This window comes from Cyclobacterium plantarum (genome assembly GCF_011290685.1).
Taxonomy (GTDB): domain Bacteria; phylum Bacteroidota; class Bacteroidia; order Cytophagales; family Cyclobacteriaceae; genus Cyclobacterium; species Cyclobacterium plantarum.
In genome coordinates this window covers 315,255-336,358 of the sequence record NZ_JAANYN010000005.1, presented here as the reverse complement: position 1 = coordinate 336,358, position 21,104 = coordinate 315,255, and the positions used below count along the sequence as shown (strand labels likewise).

Sequence of the window (21,104 nt, the reverse complement as noted above, 5' to 3'; positions counted from 1 at the left end):
TAGTCAGGGTTGAGTCAAGCCGAACCGAGTGAAGAGTGACGAAAAAATTCTATCTCAATTTATTTGGTCCAAAAAATCTCTTGGGTGAAAAACAGGAAGAGAAGGTGAAGATAGTCTATAGTCTTTGATATTTCTGGTGATAAAATAATCCGCACCAGAGTGAAGTGCCGTATAATATTGAAGTGTATCTTCCTTGTCCTTGAATTGAGATGCCAAAGCTTCCATCAACGCAGGTTTACCGGCATTTACGATATTACAAGCCCCCATAAAATTCAATAATTTTGAAGATGCTTCCGGTAATTTATAGATGTCATAGGACAGGTAAATAAGATTTGCCAAACTGCTTTCAGCAATTTGAAGTGACAGCTGATCTTTAGCCGCCAAATCAAGCAGTTTAACTGCATCTGCAAAATTGGGAGCTCTTTTTGAAATGATATCAAAAGCCACATCCGTATCCAAAAATACATTAGGCAAACTTCCTTTTAACATGCGATCGAATTAATGCTTTATCATCTTTCGTAGGGATACTACTTGAATTTTCAAGAATTTCTAGCAGTCGCTCTGCTGCCCTTTGTTGCTCAGTCTTAATTTCGTATGACCCGTCTTCCTCAAATAACTCCTCAAACATCCTGGAAAGAGAAATACCGCGGCTTTTGGCTCGCCTTTTTGCAGCATCTATGATGCTTTTGTTTACGGTCAAGGTTAATTTCGTTTTCATTATTGATCAATTTGTACGCTTATATTCAAAAATACGTGTCTTTAAGCAGTTATTGAAATGCTGCGGTTTGAATTTTCAAAAATGAATCTTACTCCGGACAGCCCGAGTGTGCAGACAACCGGAATGCGATAGCAACTGATTATTGCTTGAGGGTTGAGACGAATTCGCATTACTTAACATGATCTTTCATGTTAAGTTACAATTAGTTATATTCAGATATGGAAAAAAAGGACAGCAAATCTCTTCTAAAAGAACCCGATTTGAGCTACGGGAACTATACCTATGCGGATTACCTGACCTGGGATATGGAGGAGATGGTCGAACTGATCAAAGGAAAAGTGTTCAAAAAAGCCGCTGCAGCTCCAAAGAGAATTCATCAAAGTTTGGCTGGAACGCTTTACACGGAATTTCATCTGTTTTTAAAAGGTAAAAAATGCCAGACTTATATTGCTCCCTTTGATGTCCGGCTTCCGGTAAAGTCAAAAAAAGATGACAAAATACTCACTGTTGTACAGCCGGATATTTGTGTGGTGTGTGATATGGAAAAGCTGGACGACAGGGGCTGTATCGGTGCCCCGGATCTGGCGGTGGAAGTCCTTTCACCCGGCAACAAACAGCTTGAACTCCAAAGTAAGTATGAGGTTTATGAAGAAGCCGGAGTAAAAGAATATTGGTTGATGGATCCCGAAGGACAGACCCTCCTGATATACAGGTTGATTCAGGGCCACTATCAGCCAACTCGCTTAATGACTTCAGGGGATATCGCAAAATCCCTGGCTATCGTGGGATTTGAATTGGATTTGGAAGTATTTTTTGCTCAAATCAATTGATTTTTTTCTTTTGACATGCTGAACTTGCCAATAAATCTCCAATATTGTAAGAAAAAAAATCTCAAGTAGCATTAAATCCGCTGGCCCAAGCACCTGCAGAAATCTGTTTAATTTGTAAATTAGGGAGTGAATCGCTGATTTTTCTATGTCCAGGCTACTGAAATCTTCCTATTATTTCCCTTTACTAATCACCATCGATGACAGGGAACCGCCTGCATTGGAAGAGGTATTCAGTAAAATGGGAAACATGATCATCCACCGCCAACGTTTATCGGCTGGAGATTATCATTTTGACAGGGATCTGCTGGTAGAAAGGAAAACTATCCCAGATTTTTGTACGTCTATAAAAGACGGTCGATTGTTCCAACAAGCAAAAAAACTGGCTATGGGCAAAGTGCCTGCCTGCATCATTCTGGAGGGAAGGAAAAGGGATTTTAAGGAAACCGACTTTTCACCACAGGCCATTCAAGGTATTTTGCTATCCCTCTCCTTGTCGTTCCGAATCCCAATATTGAGAACCAAAAATTATCAGGAGTCAGCAGCCGTTATGTTGCAATGCTTCAAACAACTTACCAAAGACAAGCTGGAGGAACAGCGGTTTTACCCACGCCCCATACCTTTTAAACGGAAGAGACAGGTTTTGCTTAAACAACGAATCCATATTCTGGAAAGCTTTCCGGGGATAGGCGTTGATCGGGCGGAAAGGCTGCTGATGAAATTCGGCAATCTTTATGGGGTGTTTATGGCAGGGAATGAGGAACTCCTGAAGGTGCCGGGCCTGGGGAAAAAGACGGTCGAGCGCTTTATGGAAATTTTGAAAAAATAAAAAGAGGCGATGGGATTTATTAGCCAGTTCAATTGCTCTTTTATCTTAACTTCGCGTATTGATTCCAAATTTTTATATTAAATTTGCGATTTAATTCGCAATATTTATGATTAATAGAGAAATTGCTATCAAGATATCGCAGCGTCTTGGTGATAATAAGGCTATTATATTGCTAGGTCCAAGGCAGGTCGGAAAGAGTACCTTATTGAGAGAAATATCAAAAGACTTGGCAGCTCCAATCACTTGGTGGAACGGAGATGATGCCGACATACGTGGTCTTTTGGAGTCACCAACGTCCAGCCTTCTCCGCTCGTTACTGGGTAAAACACGTACTCTGGTGATTGATGAAGCACAGCGTGTTTCCAATATTGGATTGACAATCAAGCTAATTGTAGATCAGTTGCCCCACATAAAAGTGATTGCAACCGGCTCCTCATCATTTGAATTGGCAAAGCACCTCAATGAGCCCTTGACAGGACGAAAGTGGGAATTCCATCTTTTTCCTTTTTCATTTGATGAATTGGGGCACCACCATGGCTTACTGGAAGAGAAACGTCTGCTTTCGATCCGCTTGGTTTATGGTTGCTATCCAGAAATTGTTAACTATCCTGGCGAGGAGGAAATCAGGCTAAAACAGTTGACCGACAGTTACCTTTATAAAGATATTCTAACCTTGGATCGCATACAAAAACCGGAGAAAATGGAAAAGCTGGTACAGGCTTTGGCTTTTCAGGTGGGAAGCGAAGTATCTTATCATGAACTTGGCCAGCTCATCGGGTTAGACAACCAAACAACTGAAAAATACATCCATCTTCTCGAAAAGGCATTCATTGTTTTCAGGTTAGGTTCACTCAGCCGTAACCTTCGCAACGAATTAAAAAAGAGCCGCAAATTTTACTTTTATGACAACGGTATTCGCAATGCGGTAATCAACCAATTCAGCCCTGCAAACTTGCGACAGGATATTGGTGAATTGTGGGAAAATTACATCATTAGCGAACGGGTCAAATTGTTAGCTTATCGTCAGGCAAATTTTAACCAGTATTTCTGGAGAACCCACGCCCAGCAAGAAATTGATTATATCGAAGAACGAAATGCCAGAATGAAAGCTTATGAATTCAAATGGAACCCAAAAGCGAAAAAGAACTTCTCCAAATCCTTTCTGAATGCTTATCCAGCAACGGAGACAGCGGTTATCACACCTGATAACTATGTACAATTTTTGACGGAACTTTAAATGCGGGTTTAACCTTCCGGAAATGCCTCGTTTCTCACCTGAACCCCCATTTGCTCCAATGCTTTTTTTAGTTTTAACCAGGTCTTGGTTTTTAGCGTACTGGCAGCATAAATTTTTGTTTGGTAGTCCCGGGTGATAAGCCTGAGTCTATATGGCCCCTTGCCTGGGCTTTCAAATACAACCTCCTCGATATTACTTAAAGTATAAACATGTTTTTTCCAGAATAAGTAATGGTAATGAACGAAAAAATAGTCCTTTGTCAAGCCAAAGTAATGCGTACCGAAGGCAAGAATAAGAAACCAAACAATTCCGACCAAAGCAAGAAAAATAAATACATCATTGTGGTTTGGTGGAACTATAAGCAAATGCCACAGGAAAGCTCCGATGATAATCCATAAAATTGAGGCCCTGAAATTGACAAAAGGATTTCCTTTAAAAAATTCCTCACCCTCGATTCGAAGCGTATTAAAATTTCGAATTATAGCAGCTTTTGGTGAAGAAGTATTGTGAAATCTCCTTTCCAATAACACCTTTAACTCCGGACCATTGGAATACATCATGTCGAAAATGTATTTCTTTGTACCATCTTTGAAGGTAAGGCAAGCTCCTTCGTCAGGAAGGGAAATACCCCAGCCAAAAGGAAATTTCCCAGTCAATTCCAGTACAGCTACATCCTTTAAATCATAGGCTTCCCTGCCGAATGAAATCCGATCATGATGAAGCCTGATAATAGGTGCATTTCTGAAATACATGATCAAAAAGAAAATGCCAAACACTAGCATAAAACCACCCATAAACAACAACAGATAATCCCCAACCTCAAAATCCGGTGTTCCCCATTTTCCATAGAAATCCAGGATGACAAAAACACCAAATCCTCCCATGAGTAAAACCATTAGTACAAGTAAGAAATAAAATCGAAAGAAATGCCTTTTGGTTGTAAAATGTTCCATTTAGAGATTAGAGAATAGTATAAAACGCCTTACAACTAACGAATTAATCTCTGAAAATCCAATCTTTGTAAGTTGAAAAAGAAATTAATTGCTATTCTCATTAATGAGACGAACCTTGGGGCAAACGCACCGCAGGGGGAAGTGGGCTTTTGCCCGCCAGCGAACAACAATGTACGATAAAAAAGCACAAAAAAGCCACTTCAGCCCTTAACAGCTGTTTGGAGATGTTTTTTTACTGGTATGGAAGTAGATATGATTTATTGTAAGCCTCGCTAAGGCATTACCTGATCTTAACAAAAGTTGCCGGTTAATCGTGAATGAGCTGCCTATTGTTAAGTTGGTAAAGAGATAAGGGAGGCTGAACTTGAGTTGAAAGAAAATCATTAGCTGTAGACGATGATAAAAAACTATTTTAAAATTGCGCTTAGAAACCTGCTTCGGGACAAAACTTTCACTGCGATCAATATACTGGGGCTGGCCATTGGGATGGCCTCCTGCCTGCTGATCCTGCTTTCAATAATCAGTGAGCTGGGGTACGACAGTTTTCATGACAAGTCAGACCGCATTGTTCGGGTAGTCTTTCGTGGATCCATACAGGGGGGAACAATGAATGAAGCGCATGTCATGCCCCCGGTAGCAGCTGCCCTGAAGGCAGATTATCCTGAGGTAGAGCAGGCTACCCGCCTCCGGAAAATGGGAAATCCTAAAGTCATTTATGGGAACAGCGCTTTCCGAAACAGGGCAGCTGCCTTTGCAGATGCCAATTTTTTCCAGGTGTTTACCTTTCCATTGATCCAGGGGGATCCAACTCAGGTTTTAAACGAACCCCACAGCATTGTCATTTCTGCATCTACCGCACAAACCTATTTTAAGGGGGAGAATCCAATAGGAAAAGAGCTTTTGATCGGGGATGACAGGGAGCTGTTCACCGTTACGGGTGTCATGGCAGATATGCCGGCCAACTCCCATTTTCATTTTGACCTTTTGGCTTCCATGGCGACCTTCCCTCCAGCCCAAAACCCTTCCTGGATGGTTTCAGAATTTTATACCTATCTATTGCTTCAACCCGGCTATGATTACAAAAACCTGGAAGCAAAACTTCCCCAGGTAGCCGAAAAATACATGGGCCCGCAGTTGGAGGAAGCCATGGGAATCAGTTACAATCAATTCAAGGAAGATGGAAACAATATCGGCATCTTCCTGCAGCCACTCACTTCCATTCATTTGCATTCTGACTTGATGGGCGAACTGGGACCAGGTGGGGATATCAGGTATATCTACATTTCCGGGGCTATTGCCCTTTTTATGATCCTGATTGCCAGCATCAATTTCATCAACCTTTCCACAGCAAGTGCCGGCAAAAGGGCCCGGGAAGTGGGTGTTCGAAAAGTACTTGGGTCAGAAAAGCAGCAACTCGTTGGGCAATTTCTGGCCGAATACACCCTATTGAGCCTGTTTGCACTATTAATAGCCATGACATTGGTGAAATTATCGCTGCCCGTGTTTAAAAATCTTGCAGGAAAAGACATAGACATTCAGTATTTTTCCAACTTATGGACTGTGCCCGCCCTGCTTTTATTTGGGCTGATGGTAGGGGTACTTGCCGGCATATATCCGGCATTTTTCCTTTCTACTTTCAAGCCTGTTTCCGTATTGAAAGGATCCTTTTTCCCAGGCTCAGGCAGCATGGGCAAACGATCCTTTAGTTTGCGCAGCGGATTGGTCATATTCCAGTTCGCCGTGTCTGTAATACTGATTATAGGCACAATCGTGGTTTACAACCAACTGGAATTTATCCAAAATAAAAACCTCGGTTACAACAAAGATCAGGTTTTGATTTTTCCAGATGCCCGGTACCTGGGAAACAATACTGAAGCATTCCGTCAACAGCTGCTTCAGGACTCAAGAGTCGCAAACGTAAGTATTTCAGGATATCTGCCTTCAGGACCATCCTTCAATAATAATTTCTTTTTGTATCCGGATGGCGACGTCCGCAGCCAAGTGAAAACCTTGAGGTATGAGGTAGATGCCGATTACATACCCACCCTGGGCATGGAATTGGAGGCAGGTAGAAATTTTTCGGAAGCATTTGGCTCCGAACAAACCTCCATTATTCTGAATGAGACTGCGGCCCGGGCATTGAACTGGGAGGAGGATGCACTGGGCAAGACCCTTTCCCATCATGACAATGAGGGAAACCAAACAAATTACCAGGTCATTGGCATCGTGAAAGACTTCCATTTCAGGTCCCTGCATGAACGCATCTTTCCATTGGTCATGGTGAAAGGAAACAGCCATGGGGCTGTCATCGCCAGGATCAACACCGATGAGCCAGGAAGCTTATTGGAGGACATCAAATTGCAATGGAATACACTTGCTGCAGAGGAGCCCTTTGCGTACTCATTTTTGGACGAAAGGTATTACCAAACCTATCAGGCAGAGCGAAGGATGGGATACATCCTGATGGTATTTTCAGGCTTGATCATTTTTGTTGCCTGCTTGGGCTTATTTGGGTTGGCTATGTTTACCGCAAAACAGCGCAATAAAGAAATCGGAATCCGAAAGGTTCTTGGTGCGGATGTATCGACCATTGTGAGCATGCTTTCCAGGGAGTATATAAAGTTGGTGCTTTTGTCAGCCTTCATTGCCTTCCCAATTTCCTGGTGGCTGATGAACCAATGGTTGGAAAGCTTTGCTTACCGGATAGATATTTCCATCTGGACCTATTTGGCTGCAGGAGGATTGGTTTTACTGGTGGCCTGGTTGGCCGTTGGCAAGGAGGCCATTAAAGCTGCTTTAGCGAATCCAGTGAAATCTTTGCGTAGTGAATAGGAGAAGTGGTCTGAAATGAATGGTTAAGGATATTATTTGCCTCGGTTGATTTTCCTGCCTTGCCTGTCTCGACCAATGAAATACTATCTCAACAACAATGACCAAGGCAAATGATCAATCGATTTCTATACTGAATTTATTTTGGGTATTGTACTTTTCTGCTTTTCCCATCGATACCATCCACCGGTCATAGGCTGCCTTATTTAGCCATTGGACCAGATAATGATCCTGTAAGTGCCGGGCGTTTGCTGCTTCGGATGCCAATTTTGATGCTGTTTCGTAATCATTGCTATTATCGCTGTGGTGAAAGATAAATGCTGCATAAAATTGGTCAATAGGCTTGAGGTCCTCAGTTCCTTCATCAATCCTTTTTGCCTGATTCAATCTTAAGTCATCCCTTTCTTTGAGTTTACTCAAATAAGGAATATAAGATTTCAACTGTCTCCTGTCATTCTGATCTGTCTCATAAGCGTATTGCAGTCGCTCACTGGTGGATCCGGAATCCAAAATCGCCGTATCATAAGGCCGGAGCAAGGCAGACAGTAGACCAAAAATACAAACAGCAATTATAATAATTGGAATGCTAAAATATCTTTTGCTCAATTTTCTAAATTTAGAGATGATCCATACGGGAAATAAAAAAAGGAGGGATATCAAGGTAAAAAACAGCCATAAAAATTCTAAGCCTATAACTTCATAGGAAATAAAAATCACCGAAATACCTATTGATAAATAAAATATGTTTTTTTTCATTGAATCATCATCTTTTTGTCAGGCTGCCGGAACCTGAAAACCTGACATCAGTCCTTTCCGGGTTTCCCCTGTAGGACACATCCCCGGAACCAGATCCCCTGACAGAGATAATCCGATTAACACCTATTGCCGTATCACCAGAACCTGATGTACGAATTGAAGCCTCCTGCGCCAACAAATCCAAACCTTCAAAGTCACCGGAACCTGATTGCCTTATTTCTATTCCATCTACTTCCCCCGCATGAACTTCCATGTCACCAGACCCACTCAGGTTTACATTCAGGTTTCGGGCTTGAAGATTACTGAAACTGGCATCACCAGATCCCGACACGGTAATATCCAGGTCAGTAGCCACAATAGCAGATAGACTTTTAAAATCTCCTGACCCGCTGTTTCTAATGGCTTCCAGTTCGGTGAATGTAATGTATACCTTGAGGTTGATATTTCTGTAATTCCCTTTTTCGAGATAAACCCGAAGGGTCTGGTCTTTTACTTCTGTTTTTACTCTTCTGAGGTCCAAGTTTCGGGATTCCAGCCTAACCCCAGGCTGATCCCCTTTTTGGATAACCACATCCCAACTTCCTCCTGTGGAAAGCTTTTTGAAATAATCCAGATTTCTGGTCTCAACATTTTGAGCCATAACCTGCAAACTGAGAAGGGCAATAAAAAGCGATAATAGTGGAATCCGGATTGCTTTCATGGTACTTCAACTTTTTGGTCTGAAAAACTTTTTACCAAAAAGGTGCCAATCTAAAAACGCTGATAGGGGCCACCTGAACAAGGTTTAAAGATTCCTCTGTTCGGATCACTACACTGAATGTCCGGTTACGAACAGAGATTGATCTCCTTTAACCCTATTCTGTGAAAAGTCTGTCAACAAAACTTAGACTTATAAACTCAATCCGCTAAAAATAAACGTGTTAGGGCATAATCTTTGTTGCCTTTTAAAAAGAAGGAAAGCCAGATTGGTTTTCGATACTTACTATAAAAATCTGTAATGCTATGGGAATTGTTAAAATAATAGAGGTAATCGCCAGCTCTGAAAAAAGTTTTGATGATGCTGTTCAGAATGCGCTTAAGGAAGCCTCCAAGTCGGTAAAAAACATCAAGTCTATTTATGTCAAACATTTTAATGCCAACGTAGAAAATAACCAAATTGTCTCTTATGGCGTGAATGCCAAAGTCTCCTTTGAAGTTAACGCCTAATGAACCCAAAATACCAAAGAGGTTACTGTGATGTCCTCTTTGGTACTTTTTATTCTGTTTTTAAAGTATAGACCACTTTCATTCTGGCAGCATGCAGTGCCTGAAAGGTTACTGTAAGGTATGCAATGGAAAGTATTACCAATGCAGCTACCGGGGCAAACCACCATTCAAAATCTATGCGGTATGTATATCCGGATAACCATGCTTTCATCAGCCACCAGGCAAATCCCCTTATCGCAATTTTCAAATGGTTTTAAAACAAGGTCTCAAGGAGGAGGTAAACTAGATATGAAATTGCTCCCGGATGTTTTCCGTCACCACTTTACCATCAAATAAATTGATGATCCGGTGGGCATAATTGGCATCATGCGGTGAATGGGTGACCATCACGATGGTGGTTCCTTCATTGTTCAGTTCCTCCAAAAGCCGCATGACTTCCTCCCCATTGGCCGAGTCCAGGTTACCTGTAGGCTCATCGGCCAGGATTACTGCCGGTTTGGCCACTATGGCACGGGCAATGGCCACCCTTTGCTGCTGACCTCCGGATAGCTGTTGGGGAAAATGGTTTTTCCGGTGCATGATATTCATCCTCGTCAAAACCTCCTCCACCTTCTTTTTCCTTTCGTCAGAAGGAATTTTAAGGTACAGCAGGGGCAATTCCACATTCTCAAAGCAGGTGAGTTCGTCTATCAGGTTAAAACTCTGAAAAACAAATCCGATATTTCCCTTTCTAAGTTGTGACCGTTGTCTTTCGGAATATTTGGCCACTTCCTTTTCCAGAAAATGGTATTCGCCCTCATCGGGATTGTCCAGCAGACCAATGATGTTCAGGAGGGTAGATTTGCCACATCCGGAAGGACCCATAATGGCCACAAACTCCCCTTTTTTAATTTCGATATGAATATCGTCCAGTGCGGTGGTTTCTACTTCTTCAGTGGTATACCGCTTTTTTAAATGATTGGTTTTGATGATGTTTTGCATGTTATTAATTTATGAATTAAACCTATAATTAGGGAAATAGCTGTATTGGCTGTGAATTGGATTGCTACCCATTTTATTTTTGTATGGTGCTATCGATTAAGGTTCAGCACTTCATTTTTACCGAAATTTTCGTATCCGCTGACGATCACTTTTTCTCCGGGCTGTAAGCCTTCTATCACTTCATAATATTCCGGGTTTTTCCGGCCCAGTCGGATGTCTCTTTTTTCCGCATTTTCACTTTCTTCATCCACTACAAATACCCAATTCCCCCCTGTATCCTTATAAAACCCGCCTGTGGGCAATAAGGTGGCCTGTTCACTCTCCCCAAGTTCCAGCCTTATCCTTACCGTCTGACCCCGGCGAATTCCGGTGGGTGCATTGCCGGTAAAGACCATGTCGACCTCAAATCTCCCTCCGGTCACATTGGGATAGATTTTAGAAATTTCCATCTCAAAGGTTTCATCTGAGAAACTAAAGGTACCTTTCAAACCGGTACTAATCCTGGGCAAATACAATTCATCAATGGGCACCCGGGCCTTAAATTTATCAATAACATCGATTTGTCCATAGCGCTCTCCCGCATTGATGGACTGCCCTACTTCAATCTGTTCCGTGGTCAATTGACCGGTGATGGGAGCTTTGACCAGGAGGTTATCCAAAATATGCCCCACCCCGTTCAGGGACTGGTTCATTCTTGCCTCCGATTCCCGCAACTGCCTTTTTTGAATGGAACGGGCAATGGAGTCATTTCGGTAAGATTCGTAGGTTAGCCTTTGCCTTTTCAGGTTGTATTCGTATTCTTCTTTCACCTCTTCCAACTCCCGGTCAGAAATCAGCTTTTTGTTGTGCAATTCTCTAAATCTTTCGTATTGTGGTTTCAGCAGGTTGATCTGATAATCGATTTCGGCAAGCTGAGCCTGTTGGCTGAGGTCATTTTGATCCAGAAGCAGCCGGGTTTGTCTCAGGTTATTGATTTGAAAATAAAGATCTGTCTCCCTTTGCATTACCTCCAGTTGAAGGTTGGAATTGGTCAGCATCAGTATGGTATCCCCCTTTTCCACCATGGAGCCTGATTCCCGGATGATCTCCTGTATGTTTCCCCGCTCAATGGCATCGAGATAAAAAACTTCCCCTGGTTCTATGGTCCCGCTCACAGGAATATAATCGGTGAATTCTCCTGTTTTGACGGTGGCAATGGTAATACGTTCCCTATTCACATTCATACTGGACCGGGCATCTGCAAAAACCAATTGGTACAGCACAAAGGCCACCAGCAGGGTTCCTGCGAGTAACATAGCAATCAATTTTGGGGTCCAGGTTTTTTTTTCAAGCTTTCTGTCCATCTCTTGGAGCATCATTTTAATTCCCCTTCTATTTGCCAATTAACATGCCATCTATAAAACCCTTTCCTATTTGCATTGAAAGCTATTTTGCCAAGCAAAGCTCATTTTTTTCGAACAAATTTGTCCGCCAGCGACCAAAATTGTATAAGAGGGGACATGCGCCACCTGCAGGAAAAATTAAGCAGGATTCAAAAAATATACTTAAATTCCCCCTAATGCCCGTTTATGGGAAAAGTTTGTCCGACTGTATCAATTCGGTACAGGTTTTGGCCTTCCCTGAATAACAGTAAGAAATCCAAGTCTATATTTATGAAAGCGCAAAAAGCCGGTAAAATCCTGATCATTGATGACAATGAAGACCTGCTGAAAGCAGCGAAAATTTATTTAAAAAGGCATTTTGGCCAGGTGGATACGGAAACCAACCCCGGCTTGTTGCCGATCATGATGTCAAACGAACAGTACGACGTTATTTTATTGGACATGAATTTCACCAGGGATGTCAGCAGCGGGCAGGAGGGATTTTATTGGCTGGACCGGATCCTTGAGCTTGACTCCTCTGCCGTAGTGGTGCTGATCACCGCTTATGGTGATGTGAATACCGCCGTAAAAGCCATTAAAGAGGGGGCCACTGATTTTGTGCTTAAGCCCTGGGAAAACGAGAAATTACTGGCCACCCTTCACTCTGCCCTGCAACTCAGGCAGTCCAAATTGGAAATCACCCAACTAAAGGACCAACAGCAGCAATTTTTCCAGGACATGGACCATAAATTCAAGGACATCATCGGGCAGAGTCCGGCCATGATGAAAGTATTTGAAACCATAGAGCGGGTAGCAGGAACGGATGCCAATGTGCTGATACTGGGAGAAAATGGTACGGGCAAGGAGTTGGTGGCCAGGGCCATTCACCGGAACTCCAAACGACACAGAGAGGCTTTTGTAGGTGTGGATTTGGGATCTATCACCAGTACCTTGTTTGAGAGTGAACTGTTTGGCCATAAAAAAGGCTCATTTACAGATGCCCGGGAAGATCGGGCCGGGAGATTTGAGCAGGCACACAAAGGCACCCTTTTCCTGGATGAAATTGGCAATCTGCCCCTTCCGCTTCAGGCCAAGTTACTGGCCACCCTCCAAAACCGGGAGGTAACCCGGGTGGGAACCAATAAATCCGTTCCCATAAACATCCGGCTTATTTCCGCTACCAATATGGCCATCCACAACATGGTTTACGACAACAGTTTCCGGCAAGACCTCCTGTACCGGATCAATACCATCGAAATCACCCTGCCTCCCTTGAGGGAAAGGATTGAGGACATCATGCCACTGGCCAATCATTTTATAGCCATTTATGCCAAAAAGTACAATAAAGACATCCGCAAAGCCGGGGAAAGCCTGATCAAAAGAATGCAAAAATATTCCTGGCCGGGAAATATCCGCGAATTGCAGCACAGCATTGAACGTGCGGTCATCATGTGTGACCGAAGTGTGCTTCAGCCGGAAGACCTGTTCATGCAAAAGCCTTCCGGTCCTGAAAATCAGGAAGAAACCATCAACCTGGATCACTACAATATCGAGGATGTGGAAAAAATCCTGATCCGCAAAGCACTGCAAAAACACAATGGACACATCACCCGGGCAGCAGAGGAACTTGGCCTCACCAGATCATCCCTATACCGAAGACTGGAACGTTATGGGCTTTAGGTCATTTGCTTTTGGGATCACCATCAGGGTGCTGTTGATCATTCTGCTGGTACATTTGGGCATGTATTTCTATATGAAGGAAAATAGCCTGCTGCAAGGTTTTATCTTTTCCCTGATACTGGTATTTCAAACCTTCAACCTGATTACTTTTAGCAATACCACCAACAGAAAAATCACCCGTTTTCTGGATTCCATCCGCTATTCAGATTTTTCATCCACCTTTACCAAAGACAGCAAGCTGGGAAAATCATTTAAGGAAATGAACCTCTCCTTCAATGAAGTGATCAATGCCTTCAAAAAAACCAGGGCGGAAAAAGAAGAACAGATGCTTTTCCTGCAGATCATGATCCAGCACATCAACACCGGCATCCTTTCCTTTGAAAGCCGGGGACAAATAGGCGTGATCAACGGAGCTGCCAAACAGCTCCTTCAGATTCCCCAGTTTAAGGACATCCATGATTTGGGCAAGCTTTCAAAAGAATTGCTGAAAATGGTCCTTGACCTCCACCCGGGGGGTTCATTTTCCATTAAAATCAATGCCGACCTGCATTTAAACGTCCAATCCGCTGCATTCAAAATGGAAGGTAAAAGCTGGACTTTGCTATCCTTTCAAAATATCAAATCAGAACTACAGAAAAATGAATTAAAGGCCTGGCAAAACCTGACCAAAGTGCTGCGCCATGAGATCATGAACAGCATGACCCCCATTGCCAGCCTGGCCAATTCTTTGGGTACCATTTTAGAAGAAGACCTGGAGGAAGTAGCAAGCGGTTTAATGATCAATAAAGACAGTTACCTGGATCTTTCAGAAGGTTTGGAAACCATTTCAAAACGGAGTACAGGCCTGGTGGACTTTGTGAATGCTTACCGGGATTACACCAATATTCCCCCACCAAAAATCAGGCGGGTAAGGGTGAAGGATATGTTTGAAAACATTTGTACATTAATGAAGGAAGAATTACCCCAATCAGGAATTAGCCTGGAAACCAGTATCCAACCCACAGGCCTGGAAATCATTGCTGACAGAGAAATGATACAAATGATCCTGATCAACCTGGTCAAAAATGCAAAGGAGGCCATGGAAAAGGCCAACAACCGTTCTATCCAGTTAAATGCTGCTTCCGACCCCCACGGCCATCCTTATATTCAGGTTACTGACCATGGGGAGGGCATCGTCCCGGAAGCCCTGGAACGGATATTTGTACCCTTCTATACCACCAAAAAAACGGGGAGCGGCATTGGGCTGGCCATCTCCCGGCAGATCATGAACCTTCACCAGGGAAATCTGGAGGTAGCTTCTGTTCCCGGTGAAAGGACCACATTTACCTTGTTTTTCGGTTCGGGTTAGGGTTCAGGAAACAACCCATGGAAAATTGATAGAACCTAAGTTCGACTGAATTTCGTTAAAAAACCGTCATTCCGAGACCTAACATTTTATTAAACGCAGAAATCGGGATGACGATAGGTTTTTTGCATTATATGGGAATATAAACTTCTCATTGTTTAATAGATAATTATGAGTTAAAGGTTATTTTTAGTATTTTACCATGTTTTTAATGTACTTTTGGCTTGATCCAAAAGTACCAAAAGATCAAGACAAAAAAATCCTTCCCCCCACATACCTCCCTCACCCTCCCGAAAAAAATCGGGACAGGCTCGGTTTTTTGTCGGGCCAGTGCTCTTTTCGTATTAAAATATATCTCTTCTTTATCAAAAAGAACTGATTCAATTACGTCACCGGTAGGCTAAGCATTTAGAAAATACACCAATCAGGATGATATTGTTTGTTTTTCAACACATTGATTTACAGTGATTTAACAAACACGTCATCGGTAGAGCCTGTTATGAGCGGTGAAAGCCTTAGGAATCTCCAGCCAAACGAGACTGCCACATCCTTTCCCAGCTCCTATACCCACAACAAAGAGTTCGCAGTGACGATTCAATTGGTTTTTATTGACGATCTTTATTCGAATTCAGTTTAGAATACTTCCTGAATTTCATTTATAAATAAAAAAACTTCTTCTTTTTCTCCAAATGTGGAAACACCATATTGCTTAACACTTTCTAAAAATTCCCTTTTACTTACCCCTACAAACTTTGCTTCCTGTTTTTTTAAAAAGTTAATAGAGACAAGTTTAAGAACTATTTTTTCCTCAAATCAGTTTTTAGGTTGAAGAATTACATAAAAACTAATTATAATGGATATAACTAAAAAAGCAAAAGAGGAATTGGAAGACCGTCTTGATAAAATTGAAGCATTCATCGCCTCAAAAGGTATCGGCTCCACCTACCTTAAAAAAGCACAAAAAACACAAAGAGATATCAACCTGGCGCTTGTATTAAGTGGCGTAGTTACCATTGCCGGCCTAGCCCTCTGGATGAAACTCAGAAATACCCAGGATTAGATTTTTAAGGGATTAGGGAATACTTCCCATGGCATAATCCAATATGATTTCCTGGAAATACAGGGTATATTGGGCCTGTACATGATCCGATTGGGCAGTGACCCACTGCTGATTGGCTTGGGCCAGGTCCACAAAATTGCTTACCCCTAAGCGGAACCTTTCCGAAATGGCCTCCCGGGCCTGTGCTGCTGCTTTGAGTTGCAATGCAGTGGATGCCTGCCTTTGTAAGGCACCTTTATAATTTTCAAGAGCCAACTTTACTTCCTGGGAAATTTTCCTTTCCAGGGCTTTACTTTCCAGTTTCTGGTTCATCATATTCGCCCTTGCCCGGGTAATGGCCGCCTTGTTGTCGAAATTATTGAAAATGGGGATGCTCAGGTTCAAGCCAAAAATCCGCTGGGGGTACACGGTCAACAGCTGATCCCTGATGGTCCTTTCATCCAGAGAGGTGAAAAAGGTATTGTAATTGAAAAATGCAAACAACTGCGGATACCTGGATCCTTTTGCCGCTACCAACAGCCTTTGGTTTCCCTGCTCCAGCAACTGCTGTTCCCTGAAATCCTTTCTCTGTTGTAAAGCCTGCTCATAAAGTGCAGGCAAATCCATGCCCAACCATTCATTCCTGCTTTGCTTCAAATCCACAGCCTGCGGTTTGGGTAAAATATTGGGCTCCAGTTGCAGGGTTTCGGCCAGGGTCCACAAATCTGTTTCCCATTGAATCCTCGCATTTAAAGCTACTGTCTCCAACCGGGCTACCTCCGATTGTTGGTTGTACTGATCCGAAAGCGTGCGAAGACCAGCTTCCACAAAACCTTCAATTTGTTCCAACTGCTTCTTTTGGTTTTGGAGATTTTCTTTGGCAATGGTATACAACTGTTCATCCAGTAATGCCTGCAGGTATTGCTGTGCGATGGTAAATCTGACCTCTTCCTGGGCCCTGCCCAGGGCAAATTCCCCCGCCTCCTCAAAATACCTGGATGCCCTGGATTCATTAACCCGTTGAAAGCCGGAGAATACCGGGACCTGGGAATTGAGCCCGGAAGATATCCTGTTATTGATTTGGTTGGTTACGATCAGCTCGCCTTCCACCTGCTGAAATTGCTGGCCTACCTGCCTGCCGAAACTGTTATTGATATTGAGCGACGGAAGCTGCCTCAAGCGGGCATTAAGGCTATTCATGCGGAGTACCTGCTGCTGGTTTTCCAATACTTTCAAATCCATCTGCTGCTCCAATCCGATGGCCACTGCCTCCCCGAAGGAAATGGGAATGGTATCCTGCGCCCAGGCTTCCACACCGGCAAGGAGGAGCATCATCGGTATAATCATTAATTTCTTCATATCAAAGTCGGATGTCTTTAGCAATTTTTCCGTCAAGCATTTCTATGAGGCGGTTACCATAATCGGCATTTTCCCTGGCATGGGTAGCTTGGATGATGGTGGTTCCTTCCTGGTTGAGTTCCCGGAACACTTCCATGATTTCTTTGGCTTGTGCAGAATGCAGGTTTCCGGTAGGCTCATCCGCCAGTAACACCCTTGGTTTTCCGGCTATGGCCCTGGCCACACCTACCAGCTGTTGCTGCCCCCCAGAAAGTTGCTCCGGAAAAAGGTCCTTTTTGGCCACCATATTGAAGCGATCCAGCAGTCCGGCCACTATACCCTTTCTATCTGATGAAGGTACATTTCTGTAAAGCAAAGGAGTCTCGATGTTTTCGTAAACGGTCAGCTCATCGATCAGGTGATAAGCCTGAAAAATATATCCGAATTGGGATTTGTGTAAGGCAGCACGCTGTTTGTTTTTCATGGAAGCAATGGCCTGCCCGTCAAAAATATACTCCCCTTCAAAATCTTCGTCCAGCAGGCCGATGATGTTGAGCAGGGTGGATTTTCCCACACCTGAGGGCCCCATCAGGGTAATGAAATCCCCTTGTTCAATCTGAAGGTGAATGCCTTTTAAAATAAATATCCTTTGGAACCGGGATGCGATAAATTTGTCGATTTCTTTTAACTGTATCATGAAAATGAATTGATGGCCAATGCTGTGATCTCCATTGCAGCGATTAAGCTTGTTTCCACTTCCATGCCATAAAAAAATAGCAGATAGAGGCTAATTAGAGGCATTTTATACTTTCGTGGGGATGCTTCAGGCGAACACCTTTGTCCGCTGGCGGACAAAGCGATGGGTTGAAGTATTGTTGGGATGTTGGTGGTTCGAATGGTCATCCGGTAGACGCACCAAGCCACTCGCAGGCCAAAAATAAAAGTTTAAAAAATACTATCCATTTTTAAAGGATCACTGGCATTTCAGTCCCCTTTTGGACTTAATCCTTCATCTTTATCCAATCCATGTTTCATTTCGAATTGATTCCTTTTGATTTCAAAACGTTCCAATTCGGCATTGATTAAATCCAGGGATTGATTGTATCTGGAAAATAAATCTCCCATATTTTTTTCCATATCTGAGAAATTGAATTCCATGGCATCCATCTGAAGTTTTGAAGACTTTTCCACCATAGCCACCTGACTTTTTTGAAGGTCTTCCAACAACCTTAAAGCCCTATCCATTTTTTCTAATTTTTGCCTATTATCCATAACTTTTTAATGATTTTTTGTTCATTTATTGAAACAATAGCGCAAGAATTGTACCGAAGAATCTCAGGCCACAATAAACTGAACCCAAGCCATGTATTGGATCAACCTCCCGGCTTTAAAATTTCTTCCGGATCAAAACACTTTTTCCAAACCGATGCTTCTTCAGGTATTTCGTCGAAACCGGTGGTTGGTGCCTTTCGGGTTCAGACCTTGAAGGGCCAGTATACTTCGGATTATTAGAAGCAATGGTCGACCTGCGGGGATTCGGCTTGGAGACGGCGGGCGTTAGGAGAGGTTAGCTTCAAGCCAATTCCTGACTTCTTAAATATACTGGTTTTTAAAGTTACTCGTTTCTGCTCTCTGTATCCAAGGTGATGTTGTGGCACCGTTTTTATTTTTACCTGGGTATTGGATTTATTTTTATTTGCCCACCCACAGCTCTTAAAACTTTCATGATTGTTTCAAATTGAGGCTTTGCACCAGTTGACAGCGCTTTATACAAGCTTGGCCTGCTCATCCCCGTTTCTTCAGCTATTTTTGTCATTCCAATAGCTTTTGCAATGTGACCAAGTGCTTCAATCATATCATCATTATTTCCTTCCTCTAAAACAGAATTCAGGTATTCGGCAATCATTTCATTGCTTTCTAAATAATCCGAAATATCAAATTTTGTTGTTTCCATTTTTTTACTTCTTGATCTTTTTCCAAATTTCTTTTGCTTTTTCGATGTCCTTTTGTTGAGTTGATTTTTCTCCACCGACAAGAAGAATAATTATTTGTCCATCCTTCTCCTTGAAATAGATTCTGTACCCTTTCGCATAGTTTATCCTCAATTCATGAATTCCTTCCCCAACGGATTTACAATCCCCAAAATGTTCATCATTCTCAAGTTTTTGGATTCTGAACAAAATTTTCGCTTTTGCTTTCAAATCCTTTAACTTTCTTAACCACTTGTCAAATTCAAAAGTCTTTTCAATAAAGTACATCTAATTTTTAGCTGTCAAATGTAATCTCGCAATGATAATCATCCCACTGTGTGACGATTTCGTCATGGTCGATTTATTGTATTCATTTAGATACAATATTACGTGATTTTTCCAGATTTAAAAAGTTGCTTCCTATTTTACCAGTGACCTCTTAAAATGTGCCACAACATATTATATCACTGACAAAAATCAGGTTTATCCACCCAAAATAAGTAAACAACCCTGATTTATCCGGTTTTGGTATCGGGTTATCACAGTACCCACCCGATCACGTAAAATTTACTGTAGTTTCTGCTGTAGGCTGGTTTCTCCCTGCATGAAAATTAGATAAGCACCCCACTTGTAATCAGGTCCCATGCCTTTCTTAGATACACGAACAATATAGTGGATTTTTCTTGAATGGGTAGGAGTATGTTTCGAAAAATCCAATCCGTCCATAAAAAAAGCTGATGGCCAGATAATACCGGGTAGAAATAATTGAAAAAATCATACTTCTGCAATCCCCAGAGGTACTTCACAAGTACCCCCCTCCACTTATAAAGTGACTCCCCCCAGTTCCGAACTGCGAAAAGGGAGTTCAAACTGACAAGCGTGTAGTTAGGAACTCCAACGCTGTGGTTCGGAACTCGATCGTTGCGGGTCGGAAGTCCCCTTTTGCCTTTCGGAACCGCACATTTTGGCCTAAAAATCAGCACTTTCCGGGTAAATTATAAAATTTTTGACATTTTGACCGAAAATGATGGCGTTTCTAATTTGAAAGGGGTACTACCGAAGTGGGGGAGAGTACTTCGGAACCCGGCCTGTCAGATTCTGAACCGGAAGCTTGCAGTTCGGAAGTGGGTCATCTCAGTAAAAAGGTGGGAAATTGTGACTTTTTGGCGGATCATTCGAGTAAAAAGGCGCAAGCTTGCCCCTTACAAACGGAGCGTTTCTATTCGAAACCGCAGCATTGATGTCCGGAGGCTTAATGCTGAGGCCTGGAACCAAAACATCAAGGTTATTATTAGGAGACTGGCTGGAAATTTTTAAGTTTGAATCATCTAAAGACTCAAGTACCTTCTTCAATATCAATTTTTTCCAATGGATTTAATATTTTTTTGTATCTACCCAAATAACCTGCTTTCAATAAACCGTAAAAAGGAGGATTTAATAACGGTTGTATTCGGACCGGATATTTAGCCCCTGCCATTACCTGGGTGTTTTATAAAAAATGCAAAAAAACCTTCTCTTTTTATTTAGATCTTCAATATTTTAGTACTTTTGTTTTCAGCATGAGTGAAAATCGCCTAAATAGAAGCCATAATCTTAAAACAGGTTTGTCTGAAGCCTTGTTCAGCTTTTTGCTTCTTATTGGCTTTTTGCTTACTGGGGTTTTTTCCACCGTTTTCGCCAGCCAGGAAGGCCCGGAAGCGAATGGGGAAAATGAGACTTATGTCTTACAGCCAACCGAAGACTCCGGCAATTTTCCCAACCCTTTTCCTTTACCACATGAGCCGGAACCTGAAAATTCCGATGAATCCGGAAAAAAAGAAAAAGGGGATGATGAATCATCCAAATGGGCAACGGCAACAAGAGTGCCCGAATGCCTTACCCACAACCTGACAAGAGGAACATTCATTAATTGCCTTTTGTCTCTCCACAACAGGAGGACGCCCCAGCTATACGTGCTCCACCATTCCTGGAAAAGACACCTTTCCTGATTGATTTCACCATAGAATCCAGCTACTGATCACCAAAAGCAGCTGCA

At 42.5% G+C, this 21,104-nt stretch carries 22 protein-coding genes; 9 read left to right on the top strand and 13 right to left on the bottom strand.

Annotated elements, in window-relative coordinates; all coding sequences use genetic code 11:
* Window positions 1-54: 54 nt before the first annotated feature.
* Together G9Q97_RS13805 and G9Q97_RS13800 are read right to left on the bottom strand one after the other, a co-directional pair.
* Window positions 55-489, bottom strand: a complete 435-nt coding sequence (locus G9Q97_RS13805) for a type II toxin-antitoxin system VapC family toxin (RefSeq protein WP_166147775.1) — start codon at window positions 487-489, stop codon at window positions 55-57.
* Window positions 467-718, bottom strand: coding sequence for a DUF6364 family protein (locus tag G9Q97_RS13800; protein WP_166147773.1), 252 nt, complete (start codon window positions 716-718; stop codon window positions 467-469). The genes G9Q97_RS13805 and G9Q97_RS13800 overlap by 23 nt, the downstream gene beginning before the upstream one ends.
* A gap of 218 nt (window positions 719-936) precedes the next feature.
* Between G9Q97_RS13800 and G9Q97_RS13795 the strand changes: the two genes are divergently transcribed.
* From G9Q97_RS13795 to G9Q97_RS13785, 3 genes are all read left to right on the top strand, one after another.
* Window positions 937-1,548: a Uma2 family endonuclease gene (locus G9Q97_RS13795; RefSeq protein WP_166147771.1), complete on the top strand. Its 612-nt coding sequence runs from the start codon at window positions 937-939 to the stop codon at window positions 1,546-1,548.
* A 145-nt stretch (window positions 1,549-1,693) separates the two neighbouring features.
* On the top strand, window positions 1,694-2,374 hold the full coding sequence (locus tag G9Q97_RS13790; RefSeq protein WP_166147769.1) for an ERCC4 domain-containing protein: 681 nt from the start codon (window positions 1,694-1,696) through the stop codon (window positions 2,372-2,374).
* Between the two features lie 106 nt (window positions 2,375-2,480).
* Window positions 2,481-3,611 carry an ATP-binding protein gene (locus G9Q97_RS13785; protein WP_166147768.1) on the top strand — a complete coding sequence of 377 codons (1,131 nt, stop codon included), beginning with the start codon at window positions 2,481-2,483 and terminating at the stop codon, window positions 3,609-3,611.
* Window positions 3,612-3,619: 8 nt separating this feature from the next.
* On the opposite strand, the gene G9Q97_RS13780 is transcribed toward G9Q97_RS13785, so the two are convergent.
* Complete coding sequence (locus G9Q97_RS13780) at window positions 3,620-4,564, bottom strand: hypothetical protein (RefSeq protein ID WP_166147766.1); 945 nt, start codon at window positions 4,562-4,564, stop codon at window positions 3,620-3,622.
* A 396-nt stretch (window positions 4,565-4,960) separates the two neighbouring features.
* On the opposite strand from G9Q97_RS13780, the gene G9Q97_RS13775 reads away from it, so the two are divergent.
* Window positions 4,961-7,396 (top strand): ABC transporter permease, encoded by a 2,436-nt coding sequence (locus tag G9Q97_RS13775; RefSeq protein WP_166147764.1) that lies wholly within the window; start codon window positions 4,961-4,963, stop codon window positions 7,394-7,396.
* 114 nt (window positions 7,397-7,510) lie between these two features.
* On the opposite strand, the gene G9Q97_RS13770 is transcribed toward G9Q97_RS13775, so the two are convergent.
* Both G9Q97_RS13770 and G9Q97_RS13765 read right to left on the bottom strand, forming a co-directional pair.
* Complete coding sequence (locus tag G9Q97_RS13770) at window positions 7,511-7,999, bottom strand: hypothetical protein (RefSeq protein WP_166147762.1); 489 nt, start codon at window positions 7,997-7,999, stop codon at window positions 7,511-7,513.
* A gap of 157 nt (window positions 8,000-8,156) precedes the next feature.
* Entirely contained in the window at window positions 8,157-8,849 is a 693-nt protein-coding gene (locus G9Q97_RS13765; RefSeq protein WP_166147760.1) for a head GIN domain-containing protein, read from the bottom strand.
* Window positions 8,850-9,151: 302 nt separating this feature from the next.
* Here G9Q97_RS13765 and G9Q97_RS13760 point away from each other — a divergent pair, with 302 nt between their 5' ends.
* Entirely contained in the window at window positions 9,152-9,355 is a 204-nt protein-coding gene (locus G9Q97_RS13760) for a dodecin family protein (RefSeq protein WP_166147759.1), read from the top strand.
* Window positions 9,356-9,404: 49 nt separating this feature from the next.
* Here G9Q97_RS13760 and G9Q97_RS13755 read toward each other — a convergent pair whose 3' ends face one another.
* The 3 genes from G9Q97_RS13755 to G9Q97_RS13745 all read right to left on the bottom strand — a co-directional run bounded on the left by G9Q97_RS13755 (window position 9,405) and on the right by G9Q97_RS13745 (window position 11,631).
* Window positions 9,405-9,602, bottom strand: coding sequence for a hypothetical protein (locus G9Q97_RS13755; RefSeq protein ID WP_166147757.1), 198 nt, complete (start codon window positions 9,600-9,602; stop codon window positions 9,405-9,407).
* A 35-nt stretch (window positions 9,603-9,637) separates the two neighbouring features.
* Window positions 9,638-10,336 carry an ABC transporter ATP-binding protein gene (locus G9Q97_RS13750; protein WP_166147755.1) on the bottom strand — a complete coding sequence of 233 codons (699 nt, stop codon included), beginning with the start codon at window positions 10,334-10,336 and terminating at the stop codon, window positions 9,638-9,640.
* An 89-nt stretch (window positions 10,337-10,425) separates the two neighbouring features.
* Window positions 10,426-11,631, bottom strand: a complete 1,206-nt coding sequence (locus tag G9Q97_RS13745) for an efflux RND transporter periplasmic adaptor subunit (protein WP_246255668.1) — start codon at window positions 11,629-11,631, stop codon at window positions 10,426-10,428.
* Between the two features lie 357 nt (window positions 11,632-11,988).
* Between G9Q97_RS13745 and G9Q97_RS13740 the strand changes: the two genes are divergently transcribed.
* The 3 genes from G9Q97_RS13740 (at window position 11,989) to G9Q97_RS13730 (ending at window position 15,782) form a co-directional block, all read left to right on the top strand.
* Window positions 11,989-13,377: a sigma-54-dependent transcriptional regulator gene (locus tag G9Q97_RS13740; protein WP_166147754.1), complete on the top strand. Its 1,389-nt coding sequence runs from the start codon at window positions 11,989-11,991 to the stop codon at window positions 13,375-13,377.
* On the top strand, window positions 13,295-14,725 hold the full coding sequence (locus tag G9Q97_RS13735) for a sensor histidine kinase (protein ID WP_246255666.1): 1,431 nt from the start codon (window positions 13,295-13,297) through the stop codon (window positions 14,723-14,725). The genes G9Q97_RS13740 and G9Q97_RS13735 overlap by 83 nt, the downstream gene beginning before the upstream one ends.
* Window positions 14,726-15,575: 850 nt before the next feature.
* Entirely contained in the window at window positions 15,576-15,782 is a 207-nt protein-coding gene (locus G9Q97_RS13730; protein ID WP_166147752.1) for a hypothetical protein, read from the top strand.
* A 12-nt stretch (window positions 15,783-15,794) separates the two neighbouring features.
* Here G9Q97_RS13730 and G9Q97_RS13725 read toward each other — a convergent pair whose 3' ends face one another.
* The 5 genes from G9Q97_RS13725 to G9Q97_RS13705 all read right to left on the bottom strand — a co-directional run bounded on the left by G9Q97_RS13725 (window position 15,795) and on the right by G9Q97_RS13705 (window position 19,357).
* On the bottom strand, window positions 15,795-17,120 hold the full coding sequence (locus G9Q97_RS13725) for a TolC family protein (protein ID WP_166147750.1): 1,326 nt from the start codon (window positions 17,118-17,120) through the stop codon (window positions 15,795-15,797).
* 1 nt (window position 17,121) lies between these two features.
* Complete coding sequence (locus G9Q97_RS13720; protein WP_166147748.1) at window positions 17,122-17,796, bottom strand: ABC transporter ATP-binding protein; 675 nt, start codon at window positions 17,794-17,796, stop codon at window positions 17,122-17,124.
* A gap of 287 nt (window positions 17,797-18,083) precedes the next feature.
* Window positions 18,084-18,371, bottom strand: a complete 288-nt coding sequence (locus G9Q97_RS13715; RefSeq protein WP_166147746.1) for a hypothetical protein — start codon at window positions 18,369-18,371, stop codon at window positions 18,084-18,086.
* 397 nt (window positions 18,372-18,768) lie between these two features.
* Complete coding sequence (locus tag G9Q97_RS13710) at window positions 18,769-19,053, bottom strand: addiction module antidote protein (protein ID WP_166147744.1); 285 nt, start codon at window positions 19,051-19,053, stop codon at window positions 18,769-18,771.
* 4 nt (window positions 19,054-19,057) lie between these two features.
* Window positions 19,058-19,357, bottom strand: a complete 300-nt coding sequence (locus tag G9Q97_RS13705) for a type II toxin-antitoxin system RelE/ParE family toxin (RefSeq protein ID WP_166147742.1) — start codon at window positions 19,355-19,357, stop codon at window positions 19,058-19,060.
* A gap of 1,271 nt (window positions 19,358-20,628) precedes the next feature.
* On the opposite strand from G9Q97_RS13705, the gene G9Q97_RS13700 reads away from it, so the two are divergent.
* The gene (locus G9Q97_RS13700; protein ID WP_166147741.1) at window positions 20,629-21,057 is read left to right on the top strand and encodes a hypothetical protein; all 429 of its coding nucleotides are present in this window, start codon (window positions 20,629-20,631) and stop codon (window positions 21,055-21,057) included.
* Window positions 21,058-21,104 lie beyond the last annotated feature (47 nt).

Coding starts and splice junctions, on each gene's coding strand:
- G9Q97_RS13805 (WP_166147775.1), bottom strand. CDS start 489: ATGTTAAAAGGAAGTTTGCCTAATGTATTTTTGGATACGGATGTGGCT.
- G9Q97_RS13800 (WP_166147773.1), bottom strand. CDS start 718: ATGAAAACGAAATTAACCTTGACCGTAAACAAAAGCATCATAGATGCT.
- G9Q97_RS13795 (WP_166147771.1), top strand. CDS start 937: ATGGAAAAAAAGGACAGCAAATCTCTTCTAAAAGAACCCGATTTGAGC.
- G9Q97_RS13790 (WP_166147769.1), top strand. CDS start 1,694: ATGTCCAGGCTACTGAAATCTTCCTATTATTTCCCTTTACTAATCACC.
- G9Q97_RS13785 (WP_166147768.1), top strand. CDS start 2,481: ATGATTAATAGAGAAATTGCTATCAAGATATCGCAGCGTCTTGGTGAT.
- G9Q97_RS13780 (WP_166147766.1), bottom strand. CDS start 4,564: ATGGAACATTTTACAACCAAAAGGCATTTCTTTCGATTTTATTTCTTA.
- G9Q97_RS13775 (WP_166147764.1), top strand. CDS start 4,961: ATGATAAAAAACTATTTTAAAATTGCGCTTAGAAACCTGCTTCGGGAC.
- G9Q97_RS13765 (WP_166147760.1), bottom strand. CDS start 8,849: ATGAAAGCAATCCGGATTCCACTATTATCGCTTTTTATTGCCCTTCTC.
- G9Q97_RS13760 (WP_166147759.1), top strand. CDS start 9,152: ATGGGAATTGTTAAAATAATAGAGGTAATCGCCAGCTCTGAAAAAAGT.
- G9Q97_RS13750 (WP_166147755.1), bottom strand. CDS start 10,336: ATGCAAAACATCATCAAAACCAATCATTTAAAAAAGCGGTATACCACT.
- G9Q97_RS13745 (WP_246255668.1), bottom strand. CDS start 11,631: ATGTTACTCGCAGGAACCCTGCTGGTGGCCTTTGTGCTGTACCAATTG.
- G9Q97_RS13740 (WP_166147754.1), top strand. CDS start 11,989: ATGAAAGCGCAAAAAGCCGGTAAAATCCTGATCATTGATGACAATGAA.
- G9Q97_RS13735 (WP_246255666.1), top strand. CDS start 13,295: ATGGACACATCACCCGGGCAGCAGAGGAACTTGGCCTCACCAGATCAT.
- G9Q97_RS13730 (WP_166147752.1), top strand. CDS start 15,576: ATGGATATAACTAAAAAAGCAAAAGAGGAATTGGAAGACCGTCTTGAT.
- G9Q97_RS13725 (WP_166147750.1), bottom strand. CDS start 17,120: ATGAAGAAATTAATGATTATACCGATGATGCTCCTCCTTGCCGGTGTG.
- G9Q97_RS13720 (WP_166147748.1), bottom strand. CDS start 17,796: ATGATACAGTTAAAAGAAATCGACAAATTTATCGCATCCCGGTTCCAA.
- G9Q97_RS13715 (WP_166147746.1), bottom strand. CDS start 18,371: ATGGATAATAGGCAAAAATTAGAAAAAATGGATAGGGCTTTAAGGTTG.
- G9Q97_RS13710 (WP_166147744.1), bottom strand. CDS start 19,053: ATGGAAACAACAAAATTTGATATTTCGGATTATTTAGAAAGCAATGAA.
- G9Q97_RS13705 (WP_166147742.1), bottom strand. CDS start 19,357: ATGTACTTTATTGAAAAGACTTTTGAATTTGACAAGTGGTTAAGAAAG.
- G9Q97_RS13700 (WP_166147741.1), top strand. CDS start 20,629: ATGAGTGAAAATCGCCTAAATAGAAGCCATAATCTTAAAACAGGTTTG.